Genomic DNA, 19,137 nt, shown 5'->3' on the forward strand with positions numbered 1-19,137 from the left:
TTTCGGCAAATAGTTTAATTATTTAAACTATTTTTAAATAATCATTTACTATTTCGTATTTTAAGGCTTTAGGGAGTAAAATTTGAGTGTAAATTTGGTTTAGTCGGTTAAATTTGACGGTCTATGAGCAGACGTAAATTTAAATTATATTTTAGTTTGCGCGTTTTACCCGCACCGCAAAAATTTGACGCCGAGCGGCTTTAAATTTACGCCGTCAAATTTGCCGTTTTTAGCGGGAAATGCTTGGTTAAATTTGATTTTAAAGGAGAATATATGCGTATCGCTTCGATCGATCATATCGTTTTAACGCTGGCAAATTTGCAACGGACGCTTGATTTTTACATACGCGTGCTGGGTATGCGGGAGATTGATTTTTCAAACGGACGCAAAGCTCTAGCCTTTGGCTCGCAAAAGATAAATTTGCACGTAAAAGACGAGGAGATTTTGCCAAACGCGCGAAACGCAAACATCGGAACGGCTGATATTTGCTTACTTACCGATACGCCGCTTGAGCTAGTTTTAGAGGAGCTAGAGGTTGCCGGCATCGCCGTAGAGCAGGGCATCGTGCCGCGAACCGGCGCGCTTGGAGCGATAAACTCAATCTATGTGCGCGACCCGGACGGAAATTTGATAGAGATCAGTAGATACGTTTAAATTTGACGGGTTTGTAAATTTAACGCCAAGAGGCGAAGCGTTAAATTTAACCTCAAATTTAACGCCTGCCCTTGTTAAATAGCATTTTATCGCGACTTACTGCGACTCCCTTGCGTTCATCTTTATATAAATATGTAAGATGTCTATCGCCGCAGGCGTCACGCCGCTGATCTCGCTAGCCGCAAATAGCGTCGGCGGGGCAAATCTCTCGAGCTTTTCGACCACTTCGTTGCTAAGCCCGCTGATACCGCGGAAGCTAAAGCCTGCTGGGATTTTCACGCTCATCATATCTTTCATGCGGTCGATCTGTTTTTTTTGCTCGGCGATGTAGTGCTGGTATTTGGCTTCGGTTAAAATTTGCTCCAAGCTAGCTTCGTCGAGCGCCTCAAAAAATGGATCTAGCTTGCGCAGCTTTTCGCCCGTGAAGCTCTTTCTGGCGACGATTTTTTGCAGGGTTAAATTTTGGCTGATTATCTCCTCGTCTAGGCTAGCTAAAAGCTCTAAATTTCGCTTCGTCGGCGTGATCTCGGTGCTGTTTAGCAGCTCTAGCCCGCGAGCCAAATTTGACCTTATGGCTTCTATTTTCTCAAACGTCGCTTCGTCTAGCAGCCCAAGCTCGCGGCCGTATCCGCCTAGGCGTAGCACGGCGTTATCCTCGCGCAAAAGCAGCCTATACTCGGCGCGCGAGGTAAACATGCGGTAAGGCTCCTTTGTACCTTTGGTCACGAGATCGTCGATGAGAACGCCGATATAGGCCTCGTCGCGGCGCAGGACGAACGGCTCTTTGCCATCAAGCGCAAGCGCTGCGTTTATGCCGGCCATCAGCCCTTGCGCGCCCGCTTCCTCGTAGCCCGTGGTGCCGTTGATCTGGCCTGCGAGATAGAGTCCGCGCGCCTTTTTGGTCTCTAGCGTGTGTTTTAGCTCGGTCGGCTGGACGTAGTCGTACTCGATCGCGTAGCCGTGGCGCACGATGCGCGCGTTTTCAAAGCCCTTGACCGAGCGCAGCATCGCGACCTGTACTTCATACGGCAAGCTCGTAGAAAAGCCGTTGATATAGTACTCCGTGGCCTCTAGCGTCTGCGGCTCGACGAAAAGATGATGTCTGTCGCGATCGCCGAATCTATTTATCTTATCCTCGATACTCGGGCAATAGCGCGGACCCACGCCCTCTATCTGACCCGTAAATAGCGGCGCTTTGTCGAAATTTGAGCGGATAATGTCGTGCGTGGTTTCGTTCGTGTAGGCGATGTAGCAGGGCAGCTGCGTAGGCGCGAAGTCCCGCGTGCGGAAGCTAAATGGGGTTGGATCCTCGTCGCCGCCTTGGATCTCAAGTACGCTAAAGTCTATGCTTTTAGCGTCCACGCGCGGGCAGGTGCCGGTCTTTAGCCGGCCGACTTCTAGGCCTAGTTCGCGCAGGCTATCGCTTAGATTTTTGGCGCTTAGCTCGCCCACGCGGCCGGCTTCTAGCTTGTTAAATCCGACGTGAATGAGTCCGTTTAAAAACGTGCCCGTCGTAATGATGAGCTTGCTGGTTTTATACTCGTTGCCTAGGTGGGTTTTTACGCCCGTGATCTCGCCATTTTGGCTTAAAATTTGCGTTGCGATCTCTTGGCTGATGTCGAGATTTGGCGTATTTAGCAGTAAATTTCGCATATAGACGCGGTAGCGGTCCATATCGATCTGAGCGCGGCTACCTCGCACAGCTGGGCCCTTGCTCTCGTTTAGCACGCGAAACTGTATGCCCACGGCATCGGTCGTTAGCCCCATCTGTCCGCCTAGAGCGTCGATCTCTTTTACGAGGTGGCCTTTTGCTAGGCCCCCTATTGCGGGGTTGCAGCTAGCTGCACCGATTTGCTCGGCTAGGATTGTGATTAGTAGCGTTTTTTTGCCCATTTTTGCGGCGGCGAGGCTGGCTTCGATGCCTGCGTGACCGCCTCCGACGACGATAATATCATAGTTCATATTCAAATTTTCCTTGTCCTTAAAATTCGCGATTTTATCAAAAAACAGATAAAATATACAAAAATTTAAGAAAAGACGGCGAGGAAAACTATCTTAAATTTGACGTTTTTTTGAGCCGGTGCGCGTAGTTTGGCGATTTGGTTTAAATTTATTTATAGTAATTTTTATAGAGTATTTTTTGAGAGATCGGGCGAAAATTTAACCCCGCTCAAATTTCCCTCGCGATTTTGTTCATTTTAGCAAAAATTTCCGCTCGCTCGCCATCTTTTAGGCTGCCCATTTCCAGCTTCGTCATCATCTGCATAAAATCAAATTTCTTAAACATTTTCGCGGCTTCTTTGGCTTCGCGCTCTAGTTTGGCGTAGATTTGCGCTTCGTTTTCGTCGTGGGCTAAATTTCGTAAAAACGAGCCAGTCTCGCCGCTGTGAAATTTATCCGCGCCGATTTTGTCTGCCGCACTGCTTGAATTTGCATTTTCGTTAAATTTATCTAGCATCTGGGCAAAATCCGTCAAATTTGCCGCCGCGAGCGTAGAGCCTCCTAAAAATTTATCGCCTTTTTGACCTTGAGCTACGCGGTTTGCCAAGGTCTTTAAAATCTCGTTTGAAGCGCCGTTTTTGATCTGCATTTTTATCCTTTTTATATTACTAACGGTGAGTTCTAGCAAAAAGTATTCCGTCAAATTTGAAACGACGAGATTAAATTTTGGCTTAAGCTTTCTGAAGCATTATAGGACTAAAATACTCTTTTAGTGCATTAGATAGCCTGAGCGTAATATTTTTATATTCGCATAAGGTTAAAAGAGTGCCTATTTTACCGCAAATTTAAAAATAAACTTAAAAATAAATAATTCATAAAAATTAATCTAAAAAATACAAAATTCGTCAGCCAAATGACGGAAATAAATTTTTAAAAGTAATACAATTAGCTCAAGATTTAAGAGAAATCAAGAATCGTAAAACAAGTAGAAAGGAGAATTTATGAAACAACATAAATTTGTGATCGCCGATTACAAACGTTGTATCGGTTGCGCTACTTGCATGGCGGCCTGTTTTCGTAGCGCTTACGAGCGCGGTAAGCTTTCAAAAGCTAGACTAACAGTGCTCCGTCAAGCAAAGGGCGTCATGCCGACGCAGTGTCGCCAGTGCGATGACGGTCCTTGCGCGAACGTATGTCCTACCGGGGCACTCAGGTTTGACGATAACTGCATCGAGCTGCATGAGGAGATCTGCATAGGTTGCAAACTCTGCACGATCGCTTGCCCTTACGGCGCGATAAGCTCGAGCGCGGAGCTCATGCCGTCCGTTAACTACGCGGTAGAGCCGAAGTACTACCTCGAGATCGAGAGCCAGGCGGGCGCGAAAAATACCGCTATCAAATGCGATATGTGTTTCGGTCGCGAAAACGGCCCTGCATGCGTCGAGGTTTGTCCGACCAGCGCGATAATCATGGTCGATCCGCTACGCAGCCAGCACAAGCTTGGCAACAGGATCGAGCAGGAGGCGGCGCAGGATTTCGTAAATAAAATTTTACACGGAAGCGGAAATTTAAAAGAGCCTCACGTTTTAGCCGATATCGGCGCTCAGGACGTGGACGGCGAGGGCGACGTCATCGTTATCAACGAGCTTGACAAAACTCCTAGCGAGCAGGCAAGAGAGCAAGCGGCGTCAAATTCGCGCGCTATGAACGACGAAAATAGCGGCGCACAAGGGGGTGCGAGATGGTAGGCGTTTATCTACTTTTCTTAGTTAGTGCCGCCGTTAGCATCCTGCTCTACGGTGCGCAAAAATCAGCCGTCAAAATCGGCTTTGGATTAAGCGCGATCAGCTGTTTTTACGCGCTTTGCTACTTTGTGGCCAACATGGGCGTGACCCAAGGCTTCGCTCTAGGCGGAGACTTTTTATACGCGCCTAAATTTGAGCTAACTCCGCTTGGAAATTTCTTTAGCTTCGTGGTCGTCTTTATCGGCTTTGCCAGCAGCGTCTACGGTATGAGCTACGCGGAGGAATACATCAAAAAAGCAAACGTCGGCGTTTTCGCCTGTTTGTTTAACCTTTTCATCCTTTCGATGCTTTTAGTCATCAGCGCAAATAACGTATTTTGCTTCGTCGTTTTGTGGGAGCTTATGACGCTTATTTCGTCTTTCCTCATCCTAGTAAACGACGGCAAAGGCACGCTAAAAGCGGTGATGGTATATCTTGGCATCGCTCAGGTCGGTGCGTTTTGTATCACGTGCGGACTGCTAATAATGGCTCACTATGCGGGCAGCGCTGAGTTTAGTAAATTTGCCCACCTAAATATGCCTGCTGCGGTTAGCGTCGTGGTGTTTATACTATTCCTAGTAGGATTTGGCAGTAAAGCGGGTATGTGGCCTTTCCACGTATGGCTACCGATGGCTCACCCGGCCGCTCCTTCAAACGTATCTGCGCTAATGAGTGGCGTTATGATAAAGGTTGCGCTATTTACTCTAGTTAAATTTACGCTTTTCTTACCGCTAAGCATATATTTTGGTCTAGCGGTTTTGATTTTGGGTGCTGCTAGTTCATTGTTTGGCGTTCTTTACGCTCTTTGTCAGCACGACTACAAAGCGCTCCTTGCCTATCACTCAGTTGAAAATATCGGCATCATCTTGCTTGGTCTTGGTACCGGTCTATACGGTCTGGCCGCCGGAAACATGACGCTTGCCGCGATCGGATTTTTAGCTGGATGCTACCACGTAGTTAACCACGCGATATTTAAAGGCTTATTGTTCCTTTGTGCTGGTTCTGTTTTGCACGCTACGCACACTCGCGATATGGACGTGCTAGGCGGCCTAGCTAAAAAGATGCCTTGGACTTCTGTTGGTATGTTTATCGGTATCATGGGTATCGCAGCACTTCCTCCGGTTAACGGCTTCGTATCAGAGTGGTTTACATATCAAGGTATGCTTCAAGGCGCGCTAGAGCAGGGCATTTTCGTTAGATACGCCTTTACTCTTTCAGTCGTTGCGCTTGCATTAACAGGCGTACTAGTCGGCATGCACCTTAAGCTTTATGCAGTAATCTTTGCGGGAACTCCAAGAGATAAGAAAATTTGGGAAAACGCGAAAGAAAGCCCGATATTTATGGTGCTAGGCATGATCATACTAATGATCGGCTGCGTAGGCTTTGGCGTTGGAGCGAACGTTGTCGTCGGCTACATAATGACGGCCGTAAATTCCATAGGCGGCGCAGGCGGTTACGTAGCTAGCCACGGTATAAATTTGACCTCAAATTTAGGCAGTATCGTTTCTACTCCGCTAATCGCTATCATCTTATGTTCTACTATGGTTTTGCCTTTTGCGATTTTAGCTTTCATGAAAGCAAACCGCGAGAAACCTCGCGAGACAGATCCTTGGGCTTGCGGATTTAAATACAGCTCTCGCATGCAAATGACGGGTGGCCCTTTCACCGGCGATCTAAGACGCATAATGAACTGGCTGTTTAAAGGCGATAGAAAAGTCGTAACCAAGGGCTATTTCAACCCGATCGAATACCACAACCATCCAAAAGATATCTGGTGGGGGCTATTTTACGAGCCTGTGATCGAGTGGAGCAAGAAAATAGCCGACAAAATAGGCATAATGCAAAGCGGCTACACCAACGTTTACGCGCTATATATCCTCGTATATCTTTGTGCGATACTAGCGGTTAGCTACTTTTTGATATAGGGGGCGTGAGATGGAAATTTTACAGACTATATTTTTAATGATATTTCAAGTCGTCGTCATCGTCTTAGTCGCGCCCTTGTTTGACGGTATGGCCAGAAAACTAAGAGCCAAACTACAATCAAAACAAGGCAGCGATTTCTTTCAGACGTATCGCGACATCATAAAGCTATTTAGACGCGGCAGGACCGTGCCTGAGTGTTCTCACTGGGTATTTAGATGGGCGCCGTTTTTCCTATTTGCCACTTCGGCGGCGATACTAGCGGCTATTCCTATTACTTATAGCAAGAGCACGATTTTTGGAGCTTACTCCGATATTTTCGTGATTCTTTATCTAGGCGCGCTTTTGAGATTCGTATTTGGCGCCGCATCTTTAGATAGCGGTAACCCGTTTGCGGCTACCGGCGGCGGACGCGAACAAATGCTAGCCGTTTATGTCGAGCCTGTTATGATAATGTGCCTAATCGTCGTTATGCTAGCGGCAGGTACTTCAAATTTGGTCGAGATACAATCAATGGTAAAAAACGGCCAGATCGGATATCAGATCCCAAGCTTTGCGGTTGCTTCGATCGCATTTTTGTGGTGCATATACGTTGAAACCGGCAGAAAGCCTTTTGACCTCGCAGAAGCCGAGCAAGAGTTGCAAGAAGGCTTACTAGGCGAATACGCAGGTAGCGATCTTGGCTTAGTTCAAGCGGCGCTTATCTTAAAACAATTTGCGATGATAGGACTTTTCCTTTCGATTTTCGAACCGTGGAATTTTAGCAATCCGTTTTTAGCGGTGATAATTTTCGTTTTAAAAACGGGAGTGTTTTACGTAGCAGCCGTGTTTATAGACAACTTCGGACCGAGATTTAAGATGACTTCGTCCTTGCGTAAAAACGCGGTAGCCGCTCTAGCCATATCTTTCGTGGCTTTGACGCTTTACGTCGTGGGGGTGTGAGATGAATGCAGATATGACTATGTTAGACGCATTAGCTATCGGCATGATAGTAACGTCTTTGGCGGTATTTGGGCTACGCAGCCTAAAACTATCCGTCATCGTTTACGCGATCGAGACATTACTTTTAGTCGGTATATTTGCTATGTTGGCGTCTAAATTTAACGCGTCGCAGCTATCCATGTGGGCGGTAGTGGCGTTTTTTACGAAGGTTTTATTCGTGCCGGCGATCTTGCTTTGGTTGATTAAAAAGCTTAATGTCGTTAGCGAGGATGAGCCGGTGGGCGGCTTTTTCGTGAGCCCTGTTATAGCGATGGGATTTTCTCTAGCTTTAGCGATGAGTATCAACCCGATATTCCTTCAATTTTCGCTAATTCAAGAGAAAATAATGCTACTAGCGGCGGTTTGCGTGTTTATGATGGGGGTTTTTGGCTTTATGCTTAGAAACTCTTTTATCAAGCAAATTTTAGCCTACTGCCTTTTTGAAAACGGCATACATCTAAGCCTGGCGCTCATGGCTTACAACTCAAACGAGCTTGTAGAGCTTGGTATCTTAACGGACGCGATTTTCGCCGTTATCATCATGAGCGTTCTAGCTATCAGATTTTATAAAGCATACGGCAGCCTTGACACGTCTAAGGCTACGAATTTAAGGGGATAGAGATGGATAGTTTAACTTTGATATTAATTTTACCGCTTCTTGGAGCGATATTGCTATTTTTCTCTCCGAAAAATTACGCGACTTTGAGTTTGCTTCACGTTGCGGTTAGCGCGGTTACGTCTTTGGCATTGCTATTTAACGTAAGCAAGGTTTTATCGAGCGGTACTTTTTACGCGCACGATAAATTTTTGTTTCTAGATAGCCTTGGCTGCGTGTTTTTGGTGCTTATCGCGGTTACTGGATTTTTGGTAAATTTGTACGCGACTCACTATATGAAATGGGAGCTCGAAGAGGGCCATATAAATTTGGACGCGCTTAGAAAATACTATGCGCTTAGCCACGTATTTATATTTACGATGACTCTAAGTGTCATCTGTAACAACGTCGCCTTTATGTGGGCTGCGATCGAGGCTACTACGCTTTCATCAGTGTTCCTAGTCGCGATCTTAAAAGACCAAAAATCAACCGAGAGCGGCTATAAATACATAGTCCTTTGCTCTATCGGCCTAGCGTTCGCGCTTTATGCGACTGTACTTCTTTACTCTGCGACCTTTGCGGAGATAAAAGACGGCGAAACCGCGATGCTGTGGACCGGTATAATGGCAAACGCTAAAAATTTGAGCCCTGACGTTGCTAAGCTAATATTCGTCTTTGCGCTCATCGGTTTTGGTACGAAAGCAGGTCTTGCTCCTACGCATACGTGGCTTCCGGACGTTCACGCTCAAGGCCCTGCGCCGATTTCGGCTCTACTTTCAGGCGTTTTGCTAAAGTGCGCGATGCTAGCTTTATTTAGATATTACGCTATCGCGGCTCAAGCTACTGGTATGGAGTTCGTTCAAAGCGTGATGGTAATCTCAGGCCTTATTACGTTGTTCGTCGGCGGTATATTCCTGATTAGACAACACGACGTAAAAAGAATGTTTGCCTACCACTCTATCGTGCATATGGGCGTTATTGCCTTTGCATTGGGTGTTGGCGGACCTTTTGGGCTATTTGCGGCGATTTTCCACTGCCTAGCTCACAGCTTTACAAAAGCTCTTGCGTTTTGCTCAACGGGCAACATCGCTAGAATTTACGGTCACAAAGATATGACTAAAATGGGCGGTATGGTAAAGATTGCACCGATAACCACTATGATGTTCGGCGCTGCGGTTTGTTCGCTAGTAGGCGTCCCTGCGTTTGCGATATTTGTCAGCGAATATAACGTATTCGTCGGCGCTATAAACAGCGGTCAATATTTTAGCGTTGCGCTATTTGCGATAGCTCTTGCGATCATCTTTATCGCGGACTTCTCACACTTTAACATGGCAAGTTTTGGCGAGCCTAAAGCTGCGGTCGTTCACAATAAAGAGATGAGCATAGTAGAAAATTTACCGCTTATCCTGCTTTGCGCGCTAATCATAATATTTGGCGTTTGGCACGTAGAAAACTTTTACGCTCTAGTCAATGAGGGCGTCAAAATAATGATGGGAGTTTGAAGATGAGAGGCGATAAATTTGTAGAAATTTTAAAAACAAAGGTAAAGGTTTTAGAAGTAACACGCCAAGCCGACGACCAAATTACGGTTTTAGTCGATAGAAACGACCTTCCGCTTGCGGTTAAGACCCTTTACTACGATATCGGTGGCTTTTTAAGCACGATGATACCAAACGACGAGAGGGCGATAAACGGCTGTTTCGCGCTTTACTACGCGATATCCATGGAAGGCAGCAAGATGACGGAGGCGGATGATTTTGCCGCAGAGGATAAGTGCTTTATCACCGTTAAAACGCTAATCCCGGGCGTCGATCCGACGTTTCCGTCCGTTACGCCGCTAGTGCCTGCTTGCGTGTGGTATGAGAGGGAGGCCTTTGATATGTTCGGCCTAGTTGCCGAGGGCCTACCTGATAAACGCCGCTTGGTTTTAGCCGACGATTGGCCAGACGGCCTTCATCCGCTTAGAAAAGACGCGATGGACTACCGCTATAGACCAGATCCCGTCGCTCACCAAGACGAGCCTGATGCCGAGTTTTTGTTTCCTAGCGGCGATAGTGTAGTCGACGTACCGCTTGGGCCTTTACACGTTACATCTGACGAGCCTGGACACTTTAGATTGTTTTGCGACGGCGACGAGATCATAGATGCAGACTACCGCTTGTTTTATCAACACCGCGGTATGGAAAAGCTAGCCGAAAACCGTATGAACTACGATCAGATGGGTTACCTTGCAGAGCGCGTCTGCGGAATTTGCGGTTACGCTCACGCGATTGCTTGTATCGAAGCGGCGGAAAGGGCTATAAAGCTAGAAATTCCGTTAAGAGCGCAAGCTATCCGCGTGATTTGCCTTGAGATCGAGCGCCTTCACAGCCACCTTTTAAATATCGGTCTAGCTTGCGAGGTAACGGGTAACTATAACGCCTTCATGCATATCTTTAGGGTGCGCGAGTACTCTATGGAGCTAGCCCAACTCGTAACCGGCGGTCGCAAGACATACGGTAACGTCATCATGGGCGGACTTCGCCGCGATATGACCGACAATGAAATCAGGCAAGGCCTTGCCATCATAAACAAACTCGACGTTCAAATTACGGAAATTTGGGATGCCGTGATGGAGGATAAACGCCAACTAGGACGCTGGAAAGGCGTAGGCGTACTTGATAAGCAAGTCGCTCGCGACTTTAGCCCGGTCGGTCCAAACATGCGCGGCTCTGGCTTTAAGCGCGATAACCGCTACGACCACCCTTACGACTTCTTTAAATATATCGAATTTGAAGTCGCGGTAGAGCACGGCGGAGACGTATTTAGTCGCGAAGTCGTGAGATACAAGGAGCTAAAACAGTCTATTCATATCATCAGGCAGTGCTTTGAGCTAATGCCTCAAACGCCGATCATGATAGATCCCGTGACTATGATTAAGCCTGAAAATTTCGCGCTCGGACACGACGAGGCTCCTCGCGGAGAAAACGTCCACTGGATCATGCAGGGCAGCGCGCAAAAGGTTTTCCGATGGAGATGCCGCGCGGCTACGTATAACAACTGGCCGAGCCTCCGCTACCAGTTCCGCGGAAATAATATCTCTGACGCCGCATTGATCGTTTGTTCGCTTGACCCGTGCTATTCGTGCACCGAGCGCGTTACAGTCGTGGACGTAAATACTAAAAAGAGTAAAATTTTAACCGAAAAAGACCTTAAGAGATTTTGCCAAACCGGCAAGATTAGCAAAAAGGATTTAAGATGATGAAGTTATTTGACATAACCGAAAAATACGGAAAGGCGACCTACGCCTATCCGTTTGAGCCCTACAAAGTGCCCGACAATTTCCGCGGGCAGCCGTTTTATACCTACGAGCTTTGCGTAGGTTGCGCGGCATGCGGCGTAGCGTGCCCTAGTAACGCCATAGAGCTAAAAATGAACGAAAAACAAGATAAACTCGTGTGGCAGTTTGATTGCGGACGCTGCATATTTTGCGGACGCTGCGACGAGGTTTGTCCAACCGGCGGCGTGCGCTTAAGCCAGGGTTTTGAGCTTGCGGTTAAATTTGACAAGAGCGCGCTGATCCAACGCGGCGAGCTAGAGATGCAAAAGTGCAAATGCTGCGGCAAACCGTATACGCCGGTTCGCCTCATTAACTATACTTTTTCAAAGCTTAGTACGGCAAATTTACTCCCGGGCAGGCTAGAGGAAGCTAAGAACTACCTTTATATTTGTCCTGAGTGCAAAAAAGCGCAATCCGTCGAGCGCTTAACTAAAGACGTAGAGGAGGGGATAAAATGAGCCTTTATCAAGTTCCCGAAAATATAAAAACGGCAAACGACCTAACCGCAAAGCTAGAGCATCTAAAAAATATCAAACGAAGCTTTAGCGTTTACCGCATCGACTGCGGCAGCTGCAACGGCTGCGAGATAGAAATTTTCGCTGCTATCACGCCGATGTGGGATCCGGAGCGCTTCGGCTTTAAGCTCGTAGCCAACCCTCGCCACGCAGACATCCTGGTTTGCAGCGGCCCGGTTACGCGCCAGATGTACTATCCGTTACTTCGCGCTTACGAAGCAGCTCCTGATCCAAAGATTGTGGTTGCATTTGGCGCATGCGGAAGTACGGGCGGTATATTCTACGACGCATATAGCGTTTGGGGCGGTATAGATAAGATCATCCCTGTAGACGTCTATATCCCGGGCTGTCCTCCGCATCCGGCTAGCGTCATCTACGGCCTTGGCATGGCTCTTGGTATCATAGATCAAAAGCTGCAAAAAAGAAGCTTCGAGCAGGACGACTGCAAGGTTCCGGCTGTTAAAGAGTCTATCATGGGCGACATACTTTTTGAGCGAGATTTGGAAGCCGAGTCAAAGAGGCTGATGAGCTATATATTTGGCAGAACGCTGTTTACTAAGTATATGGACGCAGCCAAAACATCGCCAGATATCCATGACGTAGCGGCGACTAAAAAAGCGATACTAGAAGCCATGTATAAAGAAGAAGATCCTAGATATGCCGAGTGCATGGGGCTTTTATACAACGACGTCTATCTAAAATACGCAAACGCAAAACAGGGTGAAAATGCGATCGACGTCAAAAAAGAAATCTGGGATAAAAGATGATAAGAGTCTATAAGCTCACTCGCCGCCACATGGACGAAAACGAAAAAATGCCCAAAGAGCTAAAGGATATCAAGCTCTTTTCTACCTGCGTCGGTCACGGCGTGGGTACGATCGATTTTAGCCAGAAGCTACTTGATATCAGCGACGAGGAGTATGAGCGTATCGTCGCAAACGGCGGCGAATACGTCAAATTTAAGCTGGGAAATTTAAGTAAGTATTTCGAGGTGGAGATATTTAGAGAGCATGCGGCCAGGCTCATCCCAGAGCTTTGCGAATGCGAGCTAAAGACTGAGCTTGAAAATTTACGCGAGGGATATCTGGTGCTTAGGAAGGATTTTTGAGATGAATTTAAATGTTGCGCAGAAAATTTTAGCCGAGATAGGACATGTAGTCCATCGCAGGCTAAAATTTTCAAGCTCATTTAAAGGCGCTCAAAAAAGAAAGGAAAAGAGATGAAAAAGGCTTTGCTTTGCATCGGTAATCCCATGCGCGGCGACGACGACGTAGGCAACGAAACCGGGCGAATCGTCGAGGCAAATTTGAAAGATTGGCGGGTATTTTACGGACAGGATGTGCCTGAAAACGAGTTTGGCGCGCTTAGAGAATTTGGGCCTGATATCATCGTCGTGGTAGATGCTATGAGCGGGTTTAAAGACGGCGCGATCGAGTTTTTCGATCTGAGCAACGAGCGCGACTATATCTACTCGACGCACAATCTACCCACGCCAGTGCTTTTGAGCTACCTGCGTAAAATTTGCCCAAAAACGCTATTTTTAGGCATTAGCGTGCTACTTGAAAACGTGCTTGATTTTAAAGAGGGCTTAAGCGAAAACGCAAAAAAGAGCGCGCAAAAGGCCTATGAGCGTATCGTGGAGATAGATAAAAATTTAAAATAGGAGAAGGACATGTTAAATCCTGCAGAAACCGCGCAAGCGGTGTCAAATTCGATGGAGCACAAGGCGCATACTCCGTTAGTAAGCATTATTTTTCTAGCCATCATGGCTGGTGCGGCGATCGCGATGGGCGATATTTTCTGGGCGCACTCGACCGTGGGTATGGCTGAAAAGCAATCTATCGGTCTTGCAAATTTCATCGGCGGCATCACCTTTAGCTGCGGACTTATGATGGTTGTTTTCTACGGCGGACATCTATTTACTAGCTCGGTTTTAAGCGGCGTTAGCGCGTATGAAGGCAAGCTAAATTTAGGCAAAACCTTTAGCTACTGGGCGATCGTTTGGATATTTAACTTCGTCGGCGGCGCGCTAATTGCCTATATGTACTACTACTCTGGCTTACCGCTAAAATACGACGGCTACATCTTGCAGCACTTCGTACCGGCAGGTATCGGCAAGATCACTGCTCCGTTTCACGAGCTGTTTATCCGCGGTATCTTTTGTAACGTGTTTGTTTGTATGTCTATCTGGACTGCGACCAGCGAGAGCAACCTATCTGGTAAATTCTTTGCGATCATGTGGATGATCGGCGCGTTTGTCGCATGCTCTATGGAGCACTGCGTGGCAAATATGTTCATCATCACCGAAGCCATCATCTCAAAAGCTCACTACATCGCAGCAAGCGGCGGCGACGTCAATGCGGCAGCAGCGTTGCTCCACACTACGGCTGATAAGCTAGATGTGCTAAACTGGGGAAATTTCATCGTTAAAAACCTAGTTCCGGTTACGCTAGGCAATATCTGCGGCGGGCTTTTCTTTGTGGGATTAGTTGGGTTTATGGCGAATAAATTTGATATGAAAAAGAAGTAATTCCCCATAAATGAACGGATTTCAAGCTTTAAAATTTTAAACCCGTTTTGGTTACGGACGGACGAGTCCGCTCCCTCACGGGTTAAAATTTTAAAGTTAAACTACGCCTATTCTGTCTTGAATATTTATTACATAGCTTGCTAAATTTACAAATTTAACTGCATTAAATTTAAAAACTCAAATTTGGCGTTTTTGTCGTAAGGTTCTTGGTGCGTGAATTTAAATTTTAGTTCGTATAGCTTTGTAGCTTTTCATAATCCACTATCAAAAATTCATGCGGCGTTATGCGTCTGATGATGTCGTCTTTTATGAGCTCGTTAAACGCCGTGCTTGCACTTTGGCGCTTGAGTCCGACGAAGCTTGAAAGCACCTTTAGTGAAAACGGTAAAAAGACGTAGTGATAGCCGTTTTGCATCAAATTTTGCTCGGCGGCGAGCTCGACGAGGAAGTTTGCGATGCGCCCCTTTGCGCTTTCAAAAAGTATCGATTTTATGATTTGACGCTGCAGCAAGGAGATATTTACGAGCGTGTCGGCGTATGCTTTGGCAAATCGCTCATTTTTTAGCAGCTCGCCCATATCGCCCGCGTCGATCGAGTAGACCTCGCTGTCCTCTAGGATCTCTAGCACGCACACGTCGTCCACGATCGAGATGTTGTCTTTTTGTAGGTGATAGACGATAAACTCCTCGCCGTCCTCAAAGAACGAGAGCTTGCCCGAGCCGCTTTTAAATATCACTACTTTGATTGATTCTGCGTAGATTGTGGCGCCTTTAGCCAGAAGCTCGCGGTTAAATTTAGCAAGCTCGTTTTGATCCAAAACGTCTAAAATATCGGTCTCGAGTAGGCCTAGTCGTGATTTTTTCAAGTTTATCGTTTCTTATGATTATTATTCGGCGATTATTTTATCTTAAATATTTTTAAAGTGGATTAAATTTTGATCAAGCTTTGGGCGATTGCTCTGCGGGTTTTGCATATTTACGCCGCGCTAAAAAGCGAGCGCTAAAATTTGACTGCTAAATTTAGCCCGTTCTGAGCCTAAATTTTATAAAATAGCTCAAAATTTAAGGACTAAAAATGTTTAACGGACTGATTAGAGAGATCGCGCAGGTTGCGAGCTATTCGCAAAATACCCTGCGACTAAAAGCCTCGTACCGCCCAAATTTAGGCGATAGCGTCGCGGTAAACGGCGCGTGCTTGAGCGTGACGCAGCTGCACGCAGACGGCTTTAGCGTGGAGCTTAGCGCCGAGACTAGGGCGCACATCGTGACGGAAAACTTGCGCGGACGCGTGCATATCGAGCCTGCGATGCGGCTAGCAGACCGCGTAGACGGACACCTGCTACAAGGCCACGTAGACGCTATCGGCGAGATAGCGCGCATAGAGCGGCGCGAAAACGGGGTTGATTTTTATATAAATTTGCCCTCTAGCGTCATGCCGATGATGGCAAACAAAGGTAGCATCGCGGTCGAGGGCGTGAGCCTCACGATCAACGAAGTTTTGCCCACAGGCGTGCGCCTAACGATCATCCCGATCACGTTTCGCGAGAGTTTATTTGGCGAGTTTGAGCCGGGGCGCCGCGTAAATGTAGAAAGCGATCTGCTCGCGCGCTACGTGGCTAGGCAGCTAGAGTTTAGCCACGGTGCCCAAAACGGCGGCAAAAACGAGATCAGCTGGGACGAGTCGCAGCATATCGCGAGCCTTTATTAGGTTTGGCGGGTTAAATTTGACGAAAATGAAGCGGGAAATTTTAGACGTAGTTTTTGAAAGCGAGCGCGTTATTGCGGGCTTTACGACGCGTTTTGGCGGAGTAAGCGATGGTGAGTACGAGGGGTTAAATTTAGCGGGTCACGTCGGAGACCAGCCCGCAAACGTCGCTAAAAATCGAGAAATTTTAGCCGAGCAAATCGGCGTCGCGCCCGACAATCTAAAATTTATGAACCAAATTCACTCAAACCGCGTGGAAATTTTGCGAAATCTTGATGATGAGCTACAGCCTTGCGACGGCGTGATAACCGCGCTTAGAGGCGTAGTGCTTTGCGTTTTGGTTGCCGACTGCTCGCCTGTTTTGATCGCGGATGAGCGGCGCGGCGTGGTTGCCGCCGTGCATGCGGGCAGGGCGGGCGTAACGGGTAAAATTTGCACGAACGCGGTAAATTTGATGGCGAGCGAGTTTGGCTGCGAGGCGGCCGAGCTACGCGTGTTTGTCGGCGCAAATATCAAGGCGCGAAACTACGAGGTGGGCGAGCTTGATCTGGGCGCGTTTAACCGCTATAAAAATGGCGGCAAATTTGACATGGAGTCAGCCTTGCGGGACGAATTTACCGCGCTTGGCGTTGAGCGAGTGGAGTTTGATCCGCGCTGCACGTTTGAGACGCAGGGGCTATTTTCCTACCGCAGGGATGGGGTTACAGGGCGATTTTGTGGCTTTGCGATGAATAAAATCTCGTCAAAATAGCCGTATATGGCCTAAATTTGGGCGTAGACGAACGTGCGGCCAGGCGAGTTTAGTTAAAATTTCATTTATGTTTATTAAAAAGGGCTAAAATTTAAATCGAAACCTCATAAAAAGGAGTCAGTATGAGAAAAATTTTACTTTGTTTGATTGTTGCGGCGAGTGCGCTTTTGGCGGCACAAACGAGATCCTCAAACGAGATGGCAACCGCCCCTGCGAGCACGCCTACAAATTTGACAAATAAGCAGTTTGAAGACGCGCTAGCGATGTACCGAGTTTCGGATTTTAGCGAGGCGGCAAGGCTCTTTAATCTAGCGTGCGAGGGCGGTCACGCGCGGGCATGCTATGATCTGGGCGCGATGATCGCTAGCGGAAAAGTCGCGGCAAAGCAGCCTGGGACGGCGGCTAAATTTTACGAGCGAGCATGCAAGATGGGCGATAAGCTGGGCTGCTACGCGCTAGCGTACGCGTGCCAGACGGGTGCTGGCATAGCAAAAGATGAAGCTAGAGCATACGAACTCTATAAAAACTCATGCGAGCTTGGACTAGCTAAGGGCTGCAACGAGGCGGGCTTTATGAGCGAGCGCGGCATGGGCGTAAACGCGGACGTCAAAGCCGCGGTTAAATTTTACGAAAAAGCGTGCAAGATGGTGCTAGAGGTCGGCTGCGAAAACGCTAAAATTTTAAAGCGTTAAGCCAAGCTAGCTGCTAAAATTTAACTCGGTAGCGCGTTCTTGTTTTGCGGGGTGCGCGCCGAGTTTAAATTTGAGCTAAAATTTACTGCAAATTTTTTATAATAACCCTAAAAATCCACTAAAAATCGAGAAAAATGCCATATGAAAATTTTAAATCAAAAAATCCTCTCGCGGCAAAAATCGTCGCAAATGCGAGAAAATTTGACGTCCAGACATTGCAAAACGAAGATCTCGTAAATTTGCTTTTAAATGAGAAAAAGATCGAAATCTCGGGCGAACAAAAAGAGGCCGTAGAGCGCGTATTTACGGGGCTAATGAACATAGAAGAGGGCGTGCAGCTAAGCGGATAGTTTGCTAAATTTGACTCCCTGCTAAATCTACAAAAATAAAACCAAGCATCACTCAAACCACCGCTTCTCCAATAAAAACTGAAATATCTGGTTTTTATCAAATTTGATGTAAAATGACGGCGTGACATCGCAATCAAAATAAGCTAAAACGTAAATTTTAAAATGAAAATCCAAAGCAAAGGAGAAAATATGCTGTTACTTAAAAATGCCGACCTATACGCGCCAGAGCACGTCGGCAGGAGCGACGTTTTAGTAGGCGGAGGTAAAATTTTAGCCGTTTCCAAGGGGCTTGATTTTCGAGTTGAGGGTCTTGAGGTTTACGATCTAGAAGGCAAAATTTTAGCGCCTGGGCTCATCGATCAGCACGTGCACATCACAGGCGGCGGCGGTGAGGCTGGTTATCATTCGCGAACGCCTGAAATAACGCTATCTGGGATCATCCGCTACGGCACGACGACGGTAGTGGGCACGCTAGGCACCGACGGGTGCACGAGGAGCCTGGAAAATCTCTACTCAAAGGCCAAAGCGCTTGAATACGAGGGTATCTCGACATTCATCCATACTGGCTCTTACGCGCTACCTAGCGTCACATTTACGGGCTCCGTCACGCGCGATCTGGTGCTCATCGACAAGGTTATCGGCTGTAAGATCGCGATGAGCGATAACCGCGGCAGCTACCCGACCTCTCAGGAGCTCATCAAAACCCTAACGCAGATCCGCATCGGCGGAATGATCTCGAAAAAAGGCGGCGTGCTGCACATGCATATGGGCGGGCTCGCGGATAAATTTGACCTGATTTTTAGCGTGATCAAGGATTATTCGTTCCCGGTTAATTACTTTTCGCCGACGCATTGCGCGCGGACAAAGGAGCTTTTTGATGAAGCGATCAAATTTCAAAAAATGGGCGGCTATATCGACATCACGAGCGGCGGAAGCCAGTTTATGCCGCTTCACGAAGCTATCGCGTACGGGCTTGCTAACGGGCTAAATTTAGAGCGCCTAACGATGAGCTCGGACGGCAACGGCAGCGTGCCTAGATTTGACGATAACGGCGCATTGGTCGGCTACGGCTGCGCTTCGTGCGAGACGAATTTAGAGGTCTTGCAGGCCTGTGTCAAAAATAAAATCCTAACTATCCCGCAAGCGCTAAGCATGATGGGCAAAAACGTCGCAAAATATCTAAATTTAAACGGCAAGGGCGAGATAAAAGCTGGCTTTGACGCTGATTTTGCGGTATTTGACGAAGCTCTAAATTTAGATAGCGTGATCGCGAAAGGGGAGTTTTGCGTGAAAGAGGGCAAGCTCGTGAAAAAGGGATTTTTTGAGTGAAATTTGAAACAAATTCGCCGCTTCCTTAAAATTTGGCGAGTTTAAATTTGACGTATAATCTTGCTCGCG

At 47.2% G+C, this 19,137-nt stretch carries 20 protein-coding genes; 17 read left to right on the plus strand and 3 right to left on the minus strand.

What is annotated here, in order from left to right:
* Positions 1 to 273: 273 nt before the first annotated feature.
* Positions 274 to 654, plus strand: coding sequence for a VOC family protein (locus CSUNSWCD_RS00845; protein ID WP_009492702.1), 381 nt, complete (start codon positions 274 to 276; stop codon positions 652 to 654).
* Between the two features lie 96 nt (positions 655 to 750).
* Here the strand turns inward: CSUNSWCD_RS00845 and mnmG are convergent, their stop codons facing one another.
* Together mnmG and CSUNSWCD_RS00855 are read right to left on the minus strand one after the other, a co-directional pair.
* Positions 751 to 2,616 carry a tRNA uridine-5-carboxymethylaminomethyl(34) synthesis enzyme MnmG gene (mnmG, locus tag CSUNSWCD_RS00850; RefSeq protein WP_009492704.1) on the minus strand — a complete coding sequence of 622 codons (1,866 nt, stop codon included), beginning with the start codon at positions 2,614 to 2,616 and terminating at the stop codon, positions 751 to 753.
* A 208-nt stretch (positions 2,617 to 2,824) separates the two neighbouring features.
* A complete protein-coding gene (locus CSUNSWCD_RS00855) occupies positions 2,825 to 3,244 on the minus strand; it encodes a hypothetical protein (protein ID WP_244263899.1) in 420 nt (139 codons plus the stop codon).
* 352 nt (positions 3,245 to 3,596) lie between these two features.
* On the opposite strand from CSUNSWCD_RS00855, the gene CSUNSWCD_RS00860 reads away from it, so the two are divergent.
* The 11 genes from CSUNSWCD_RS00860 (at position 3,597) to CSUNSWCD_RS00910 (ending at position 14,242) form a co-directional block, all read left to right on the plus strand.
* Positions 3,597 to 4,343 carry a 4Fe-4S dicluster domain-containing protein gene (locus tag CSUNSWCD_RS00860; RefSeq protein ID WP_009492708.1) on the plus strand — a complete coding sequence of 249 codons (747 nt, stop codon included), beginning with the start codon at positions 3,597 to 3,599 and terminating at the stop codon, positions 4,341 to 4,343.
* Positions 4,337 to 6,304: a proton-conducting transporter transmembrane domain-containing protein gene (locus CSUNSWCD_RS00865; RefSeq protein WP_009492710.1), complete on the plus strand. Its 1,968-nt coding sequence runs from the start codon at positions 4,337 to 4,339 to the stop codon at positions 6,302 to 6,304. Before CSUNSWCD_RS00860 ends, CSUNSWCD_RS00865 begins: the two co-directional genes overlap by 7 nt.
* A 10-nt stretch (positions 6,305 to 6,314) precedes the next feature.
* A complete protein-coding gene (locus CSUNSWCD_RS00870; RefSeq protein WP_009492712.1) occupies positions 6,315 to 7,244 on the plus strand; it encodes a respiratory chain complex I subunit 1 family protein in 930 nt (309 codons plus the stop codon).
* Between the two features lie 13 nt (positions 7,245 to 7,257).
* A complete protein-coding gene (hyfE, locus tag CSUNSWCD_RS00875) occupies positions 7,258 to 7,902 on the plus strand; it encodes a hydrogenase 4 membrane subunit (RefSeq protein WP_034964097.1) in 645 nt (214 codons plus the stop codon).
* Positions 7,903 to 7,904: 2 nt separating this feature from the next.
* Positions 7,905 to 9,380, plus strand: coding sequence for a hydrogenase 4 subunit F (locus CSUNSWCD_RS00880; RefSeq protein WP_009492716.1), 1,476 nt, complete (start codon positions 7,905 to 7,907; stop codon positions 9,378 to 9,380).
* A 2-nt stretch (positions 9,381 to 9,382) separates the two neighbouring features.
* Positions 9,383 to 11,119 (plus strand): hydrogenase large subunit, encoded by a 1,737-nt coding sequence (locus CSUNSWCD_RS00885; RefSeq protein ID WP_009492718.1) that lies wholly within the window; start codon positions 9,383 to 9,385, stop codon positions 11,117 to 11,119.
* Positions 11,116 to 11,655: a formate hydrogenlyase complex iron-sulfur subunit gene (locus CSUNSWCD_RS00890; protein ID WP_009492720.1), complete on the plus strand. Its 540-nt coding sequence runs from the start codon at positions 11,116 to 11,118 to the stop codon at positions 11,653 to 11,655. The genes CSUNSWCD_RS00885 and CSUNSWCD_RS00890 overlap by 4 nt, the downstream gene beginning before the upstream one ends.
* Positions 11,652 to 12,479: an NADH-quinone oxidoreductase subunit B family protein gene (locus CSUNSWCD_RS00895; RefSeq protein ID WP_009492722.1), complete on the plus strand. Its 828-nt coding sequence runs from the start codon at positions 11,652 to 11,654 to the stop codon at positions 12,477 to 12,479. The genes CSUNSWCD_RS00890 and CSUNSWCD_RS00895 overlap by 4 nt, the downstream gene beginning before the upstream one ends.
* Complete coding sequence (locus CSUNSWCD_RS00900; protein WP_009492724.1) at positions 12,476 to 12,820, plus strand: formate hydrogenlyase maturation HycH family protein; 345 nt, start codon at positions 12,476 to 12,478, stop codon at positions 12,818 to 12,820. Before CSUNSWCD_RS00895 ends, CSUNSWCD_RS00900 begins: the two co-directional genes overlap by 4 nt.
* Before the next feature lie 111 nt (positions 12,821 to 12,931).
* Entirely contained in the window at positions 12,932 to 13,375 is a 444-nt protein-coding gene (locus tag CSUNSWCD_RS00905; RefSeq protein WP_009492728.1) for a hydrogenase 3 maturation endopeptidase HyCI, read from the plus strand.
* Positions 13,376 to 13,384: 9 nt separating this feature from the next.
* Positions 13,385 to 14,242, plus strand: a complete 858-nt coding sequence (locus CSUNSWCD_RS00910) for a formate/nitrite transporter family protein (protein ID WP_009492730.1) — start codon at positions 13,385 to 13,387, stop codon at positions 14,240 to 14,242.
* 226 nt (positions 14,243 to 14,468) lie between these two features.
* Here the strand turns inward: CSUNSWCD_RS00910 and CSUNSWCD_RS00915 are convergent, their stop codons facing one another.
* Positions 14,469 to 15,107 carry a Crp/Fnr family transcriptional regulator gene (locus CSUNSWCD_RS00915; RefSeq protein WP_009492732.1) on the minus strand — a complete coding sequence of 213 codons (639 nt, stop codon included), beginning with the start codon at positions 15,105 to 15,107 and terminating at the stop codon, positions 14,469 to 14,471.
* Between the two features lie 209 nt (positions 15,108 to 15,316).
* On the opposite strand from CSUNSWCD_RS00915, the gene CSUNSWCD_RS00920 reads away from it, so the two are divergent.
* From CSUNSWCD_RS00920 to iadA, 5 genes are all read left to right on the plus strand, one after another.
* A complete protein-coding gene (locus tag CSUNSWCD_RS00920) occupies positions 15,317 to 15,949 on the plus strand; it encodes a riboflavin synthase (protein ID WP_009492734.1) in 633 nt (210 codons plus the stop codon).
* A gap of 25 nt (positions 15,950 to 15,974) precedes the next feature.
* Positions 15,975 to 16,697 carry a purine nucleoside phosphorylase YfiH/LACC1 family protein gene (locus CSUNSWCD_RS00925; RefSeq protein WP_009492736.1) on the plus strand — a complete coding sequence of 241 codons (723 nt, stop codon included), beginning with the start codon at positions 15,975 to 15,977 and terminating at the stop codon, positions 16,695 to 16,697.
* A 122-nt stretch (positions 16,698 to 16,819) separates the two neighbouring features.
* Positions 16,820 to 17,389 (plus strand): tetratricopeptide repeat protein, encoded by a 570-nt coding sequence (locus CSUNSWCD_RS00930; protein WP_009492738.1) that lies wholly within the window; start codon positions 16,820 to 16,822, stop codon positions 17,387 to 17,389.
* Positions 17,390 to 17,523: 134 nt separating this feature from the next.
* Complete coding sequence (locus tag CSUNSWCD_RS00935; RefSeq protein ID WP_009492740.1) at positions 17,524 to 17,739, plus strand: acetyltransferase; 216 nt, start codon at positions 17,524 to 17,526, stop codon at positions 17,737 to 17,739.
* A gap of 189 nt (positions 17,740 to 17,928) precedes the next feature.
* Positions 17,929 to 19,068, plus strand: a complete 1,140-nt coding sequence (gene iadA, locus CSUNSWCD_RS00940) for a beta-aspartyl-peptidase (RefSeq protein ID WP_009492743.1) — start codon at positions 17,929 to 17,931, stop codon at positions 19,066 to 19,068.
* Positions 19,069 to 19,137: the final 69 nt, after the last annotated feature.

Origin of the sequence: Campylobacter showae CSUNSWCD (genome assembly GCF_000313615.1) — a bacterium.
In the GTDB taxonomy this organism is placed as follows: Bacteria; Campylobacterota; Campylobacteria; order Campylobacterales; family Campylobacteraceae; genus Campylobacter_A; species Campylobacter_A showae_A.

What these genes read in the sequence shown, in the direction of transcription:
- CSUNSWCD_RS00845 (WP_009492702.1), top strand. Translation starts at nt 274, where the DNA reads ATGCGTATCGCTTCGATCGATCATATCGTTTTAACGCTGGCAAATTTG.
- mnmG (WP_009492704.1), bottom strand. Translation starts at nt 2,616, where the DNA reads ATGAACTATGATATTATCGTCGTCGGAGGCGGTCACGCAGGCATCGAA.
- CSUNSWCD_RS00855 (WP_244263899.1), bottom strand. Translation starts at nt 3,244, where the DNA reads ATGCAGATCAAAAACGGCGCTTCAAACGAGATTTTAAAGACCTTGGCA.
- CSUNSWCD_RS00860 (WP_009492708.1), top strand. Translation starts at nt 3,597, where the DNA reads ATGAAACAACATAAATTTGTGATCGCCGATTACAAACGTTGTATCGGT.
- CSUNSWCD_RS00865 (WP_009492710.1), top strand. Translation starts at nt 4,337, where the DNA reads ATGGTAGGCGTTTATCTACTTTTCTTAGTTAGTGCCGCCGTTAGCATC.
- CSUNSWCD_RS00870 (WP_009492712.1), top strand. Translation starts at nt 6,315, where the DNA reads ATGGAAATTTTACAGACTATATTTTTAATGATATTTCAAGTCGTCGTC.
- hyfE (WP_034964097.1), top strand. Translation starts at nt 7,258, where the DNA reads ATGACTATGTTAGACGCATTAGCTATCGGCATGATAGTAACGTCTTTG.
- CSUNSWCD_RS00880 (WP_009492716.1), top strand. Translation starts at nt 7,905, where the DNA reads ATGGATAGTTTAACTTTGATATTAATTTTACCGCTTCTTGGAGCGATA.
- CSUNSWCD_RS00885 (WP_009492718.1), top strand. Translation starts at nt 9,383, where the DNA reads ATGAGAGGCGATAAATTTGTAGAAATTTTAAAAACAAAGGTAAAGGTT.
- CSUNSWCD_RS00890 (WP_009492720.1), top strand. Translation starts at nt 11,116, where the DNA reads ATGATGAAGTTATTTGACATAACCGAAAAATACGGAAAGGCGACCTAC.
- CSUNSWCD_RS00895 (WP_009492722.1), top strand. Translation starts at nt 11,652, where the DNA reads ATGAGCCTTTATCAAGTTCCCGAAAATATAAAAACGGCAAACGACCTA.
- CSUNSWCD_RS00900 (WP_009492724.1), top strand. Translation starts at nt 12,476, where the DNA reads ATGATAAGAGTCTATAAGCTCACTCGCCGCCACATGGACGAAAACGAA.
- CSUNSWCD_RS00905 (WP_009492728.1), top strand. Translation starts at nt 12,932, where the DNA reads ATGAAAAAGGCTTTGCTTTGCATCGGTAATCCCATGCGCGGCGACGAC.
- CSUNSWCD_RS00910 (WP_009492730.1), top strand. Translation starts at nt 13,385, where the DNA reads ATGTTAAATCCTGCAGAAACCGCGCAAGCGGTGTCAAATTCGATGGAG.
- CSUNSWCD_RS00920 (WP_009492734.1), top strand. Translation starts at nt 15,317, where the DNA reads ATGTTTAACGGACTGATTAGAGAGATCGCGCAGGTTGCGAGCTATTCG.
- CSUNSWCD_RS00925 (WP_009492736.1), top strand. Translation starts at nt 15,975, where the DNA reads ATGAAGCGGGAAATTTTAGACGTAGTTTTTGAAAGCGAGCGCGTTATT.
- CSUNSWCD_RS00930 (WP_009492738.1), top strand. Translation starts at nt 16,820, where the DNA reads ATGAGAAAAATTTTACTTTGTTTGATTGTTGCGGCGAGTGCGCTTTTG.
- CSUNSWCD_RS00935 (WP_009492740.1), top strand. Translation starts at nt 17,524, where the DNA reads ATGCCATATGAAAATTTTAAATCAAAAAATCCTCTCGCGGCAAAAATC.
- iadA (WP_009492743.1), top strand. Translation starts at nt 17,929, where the DNA reads ATGCTGTTACTTAAAAATGCCGACCTATACGCGCCAGAGCACGTCGGC.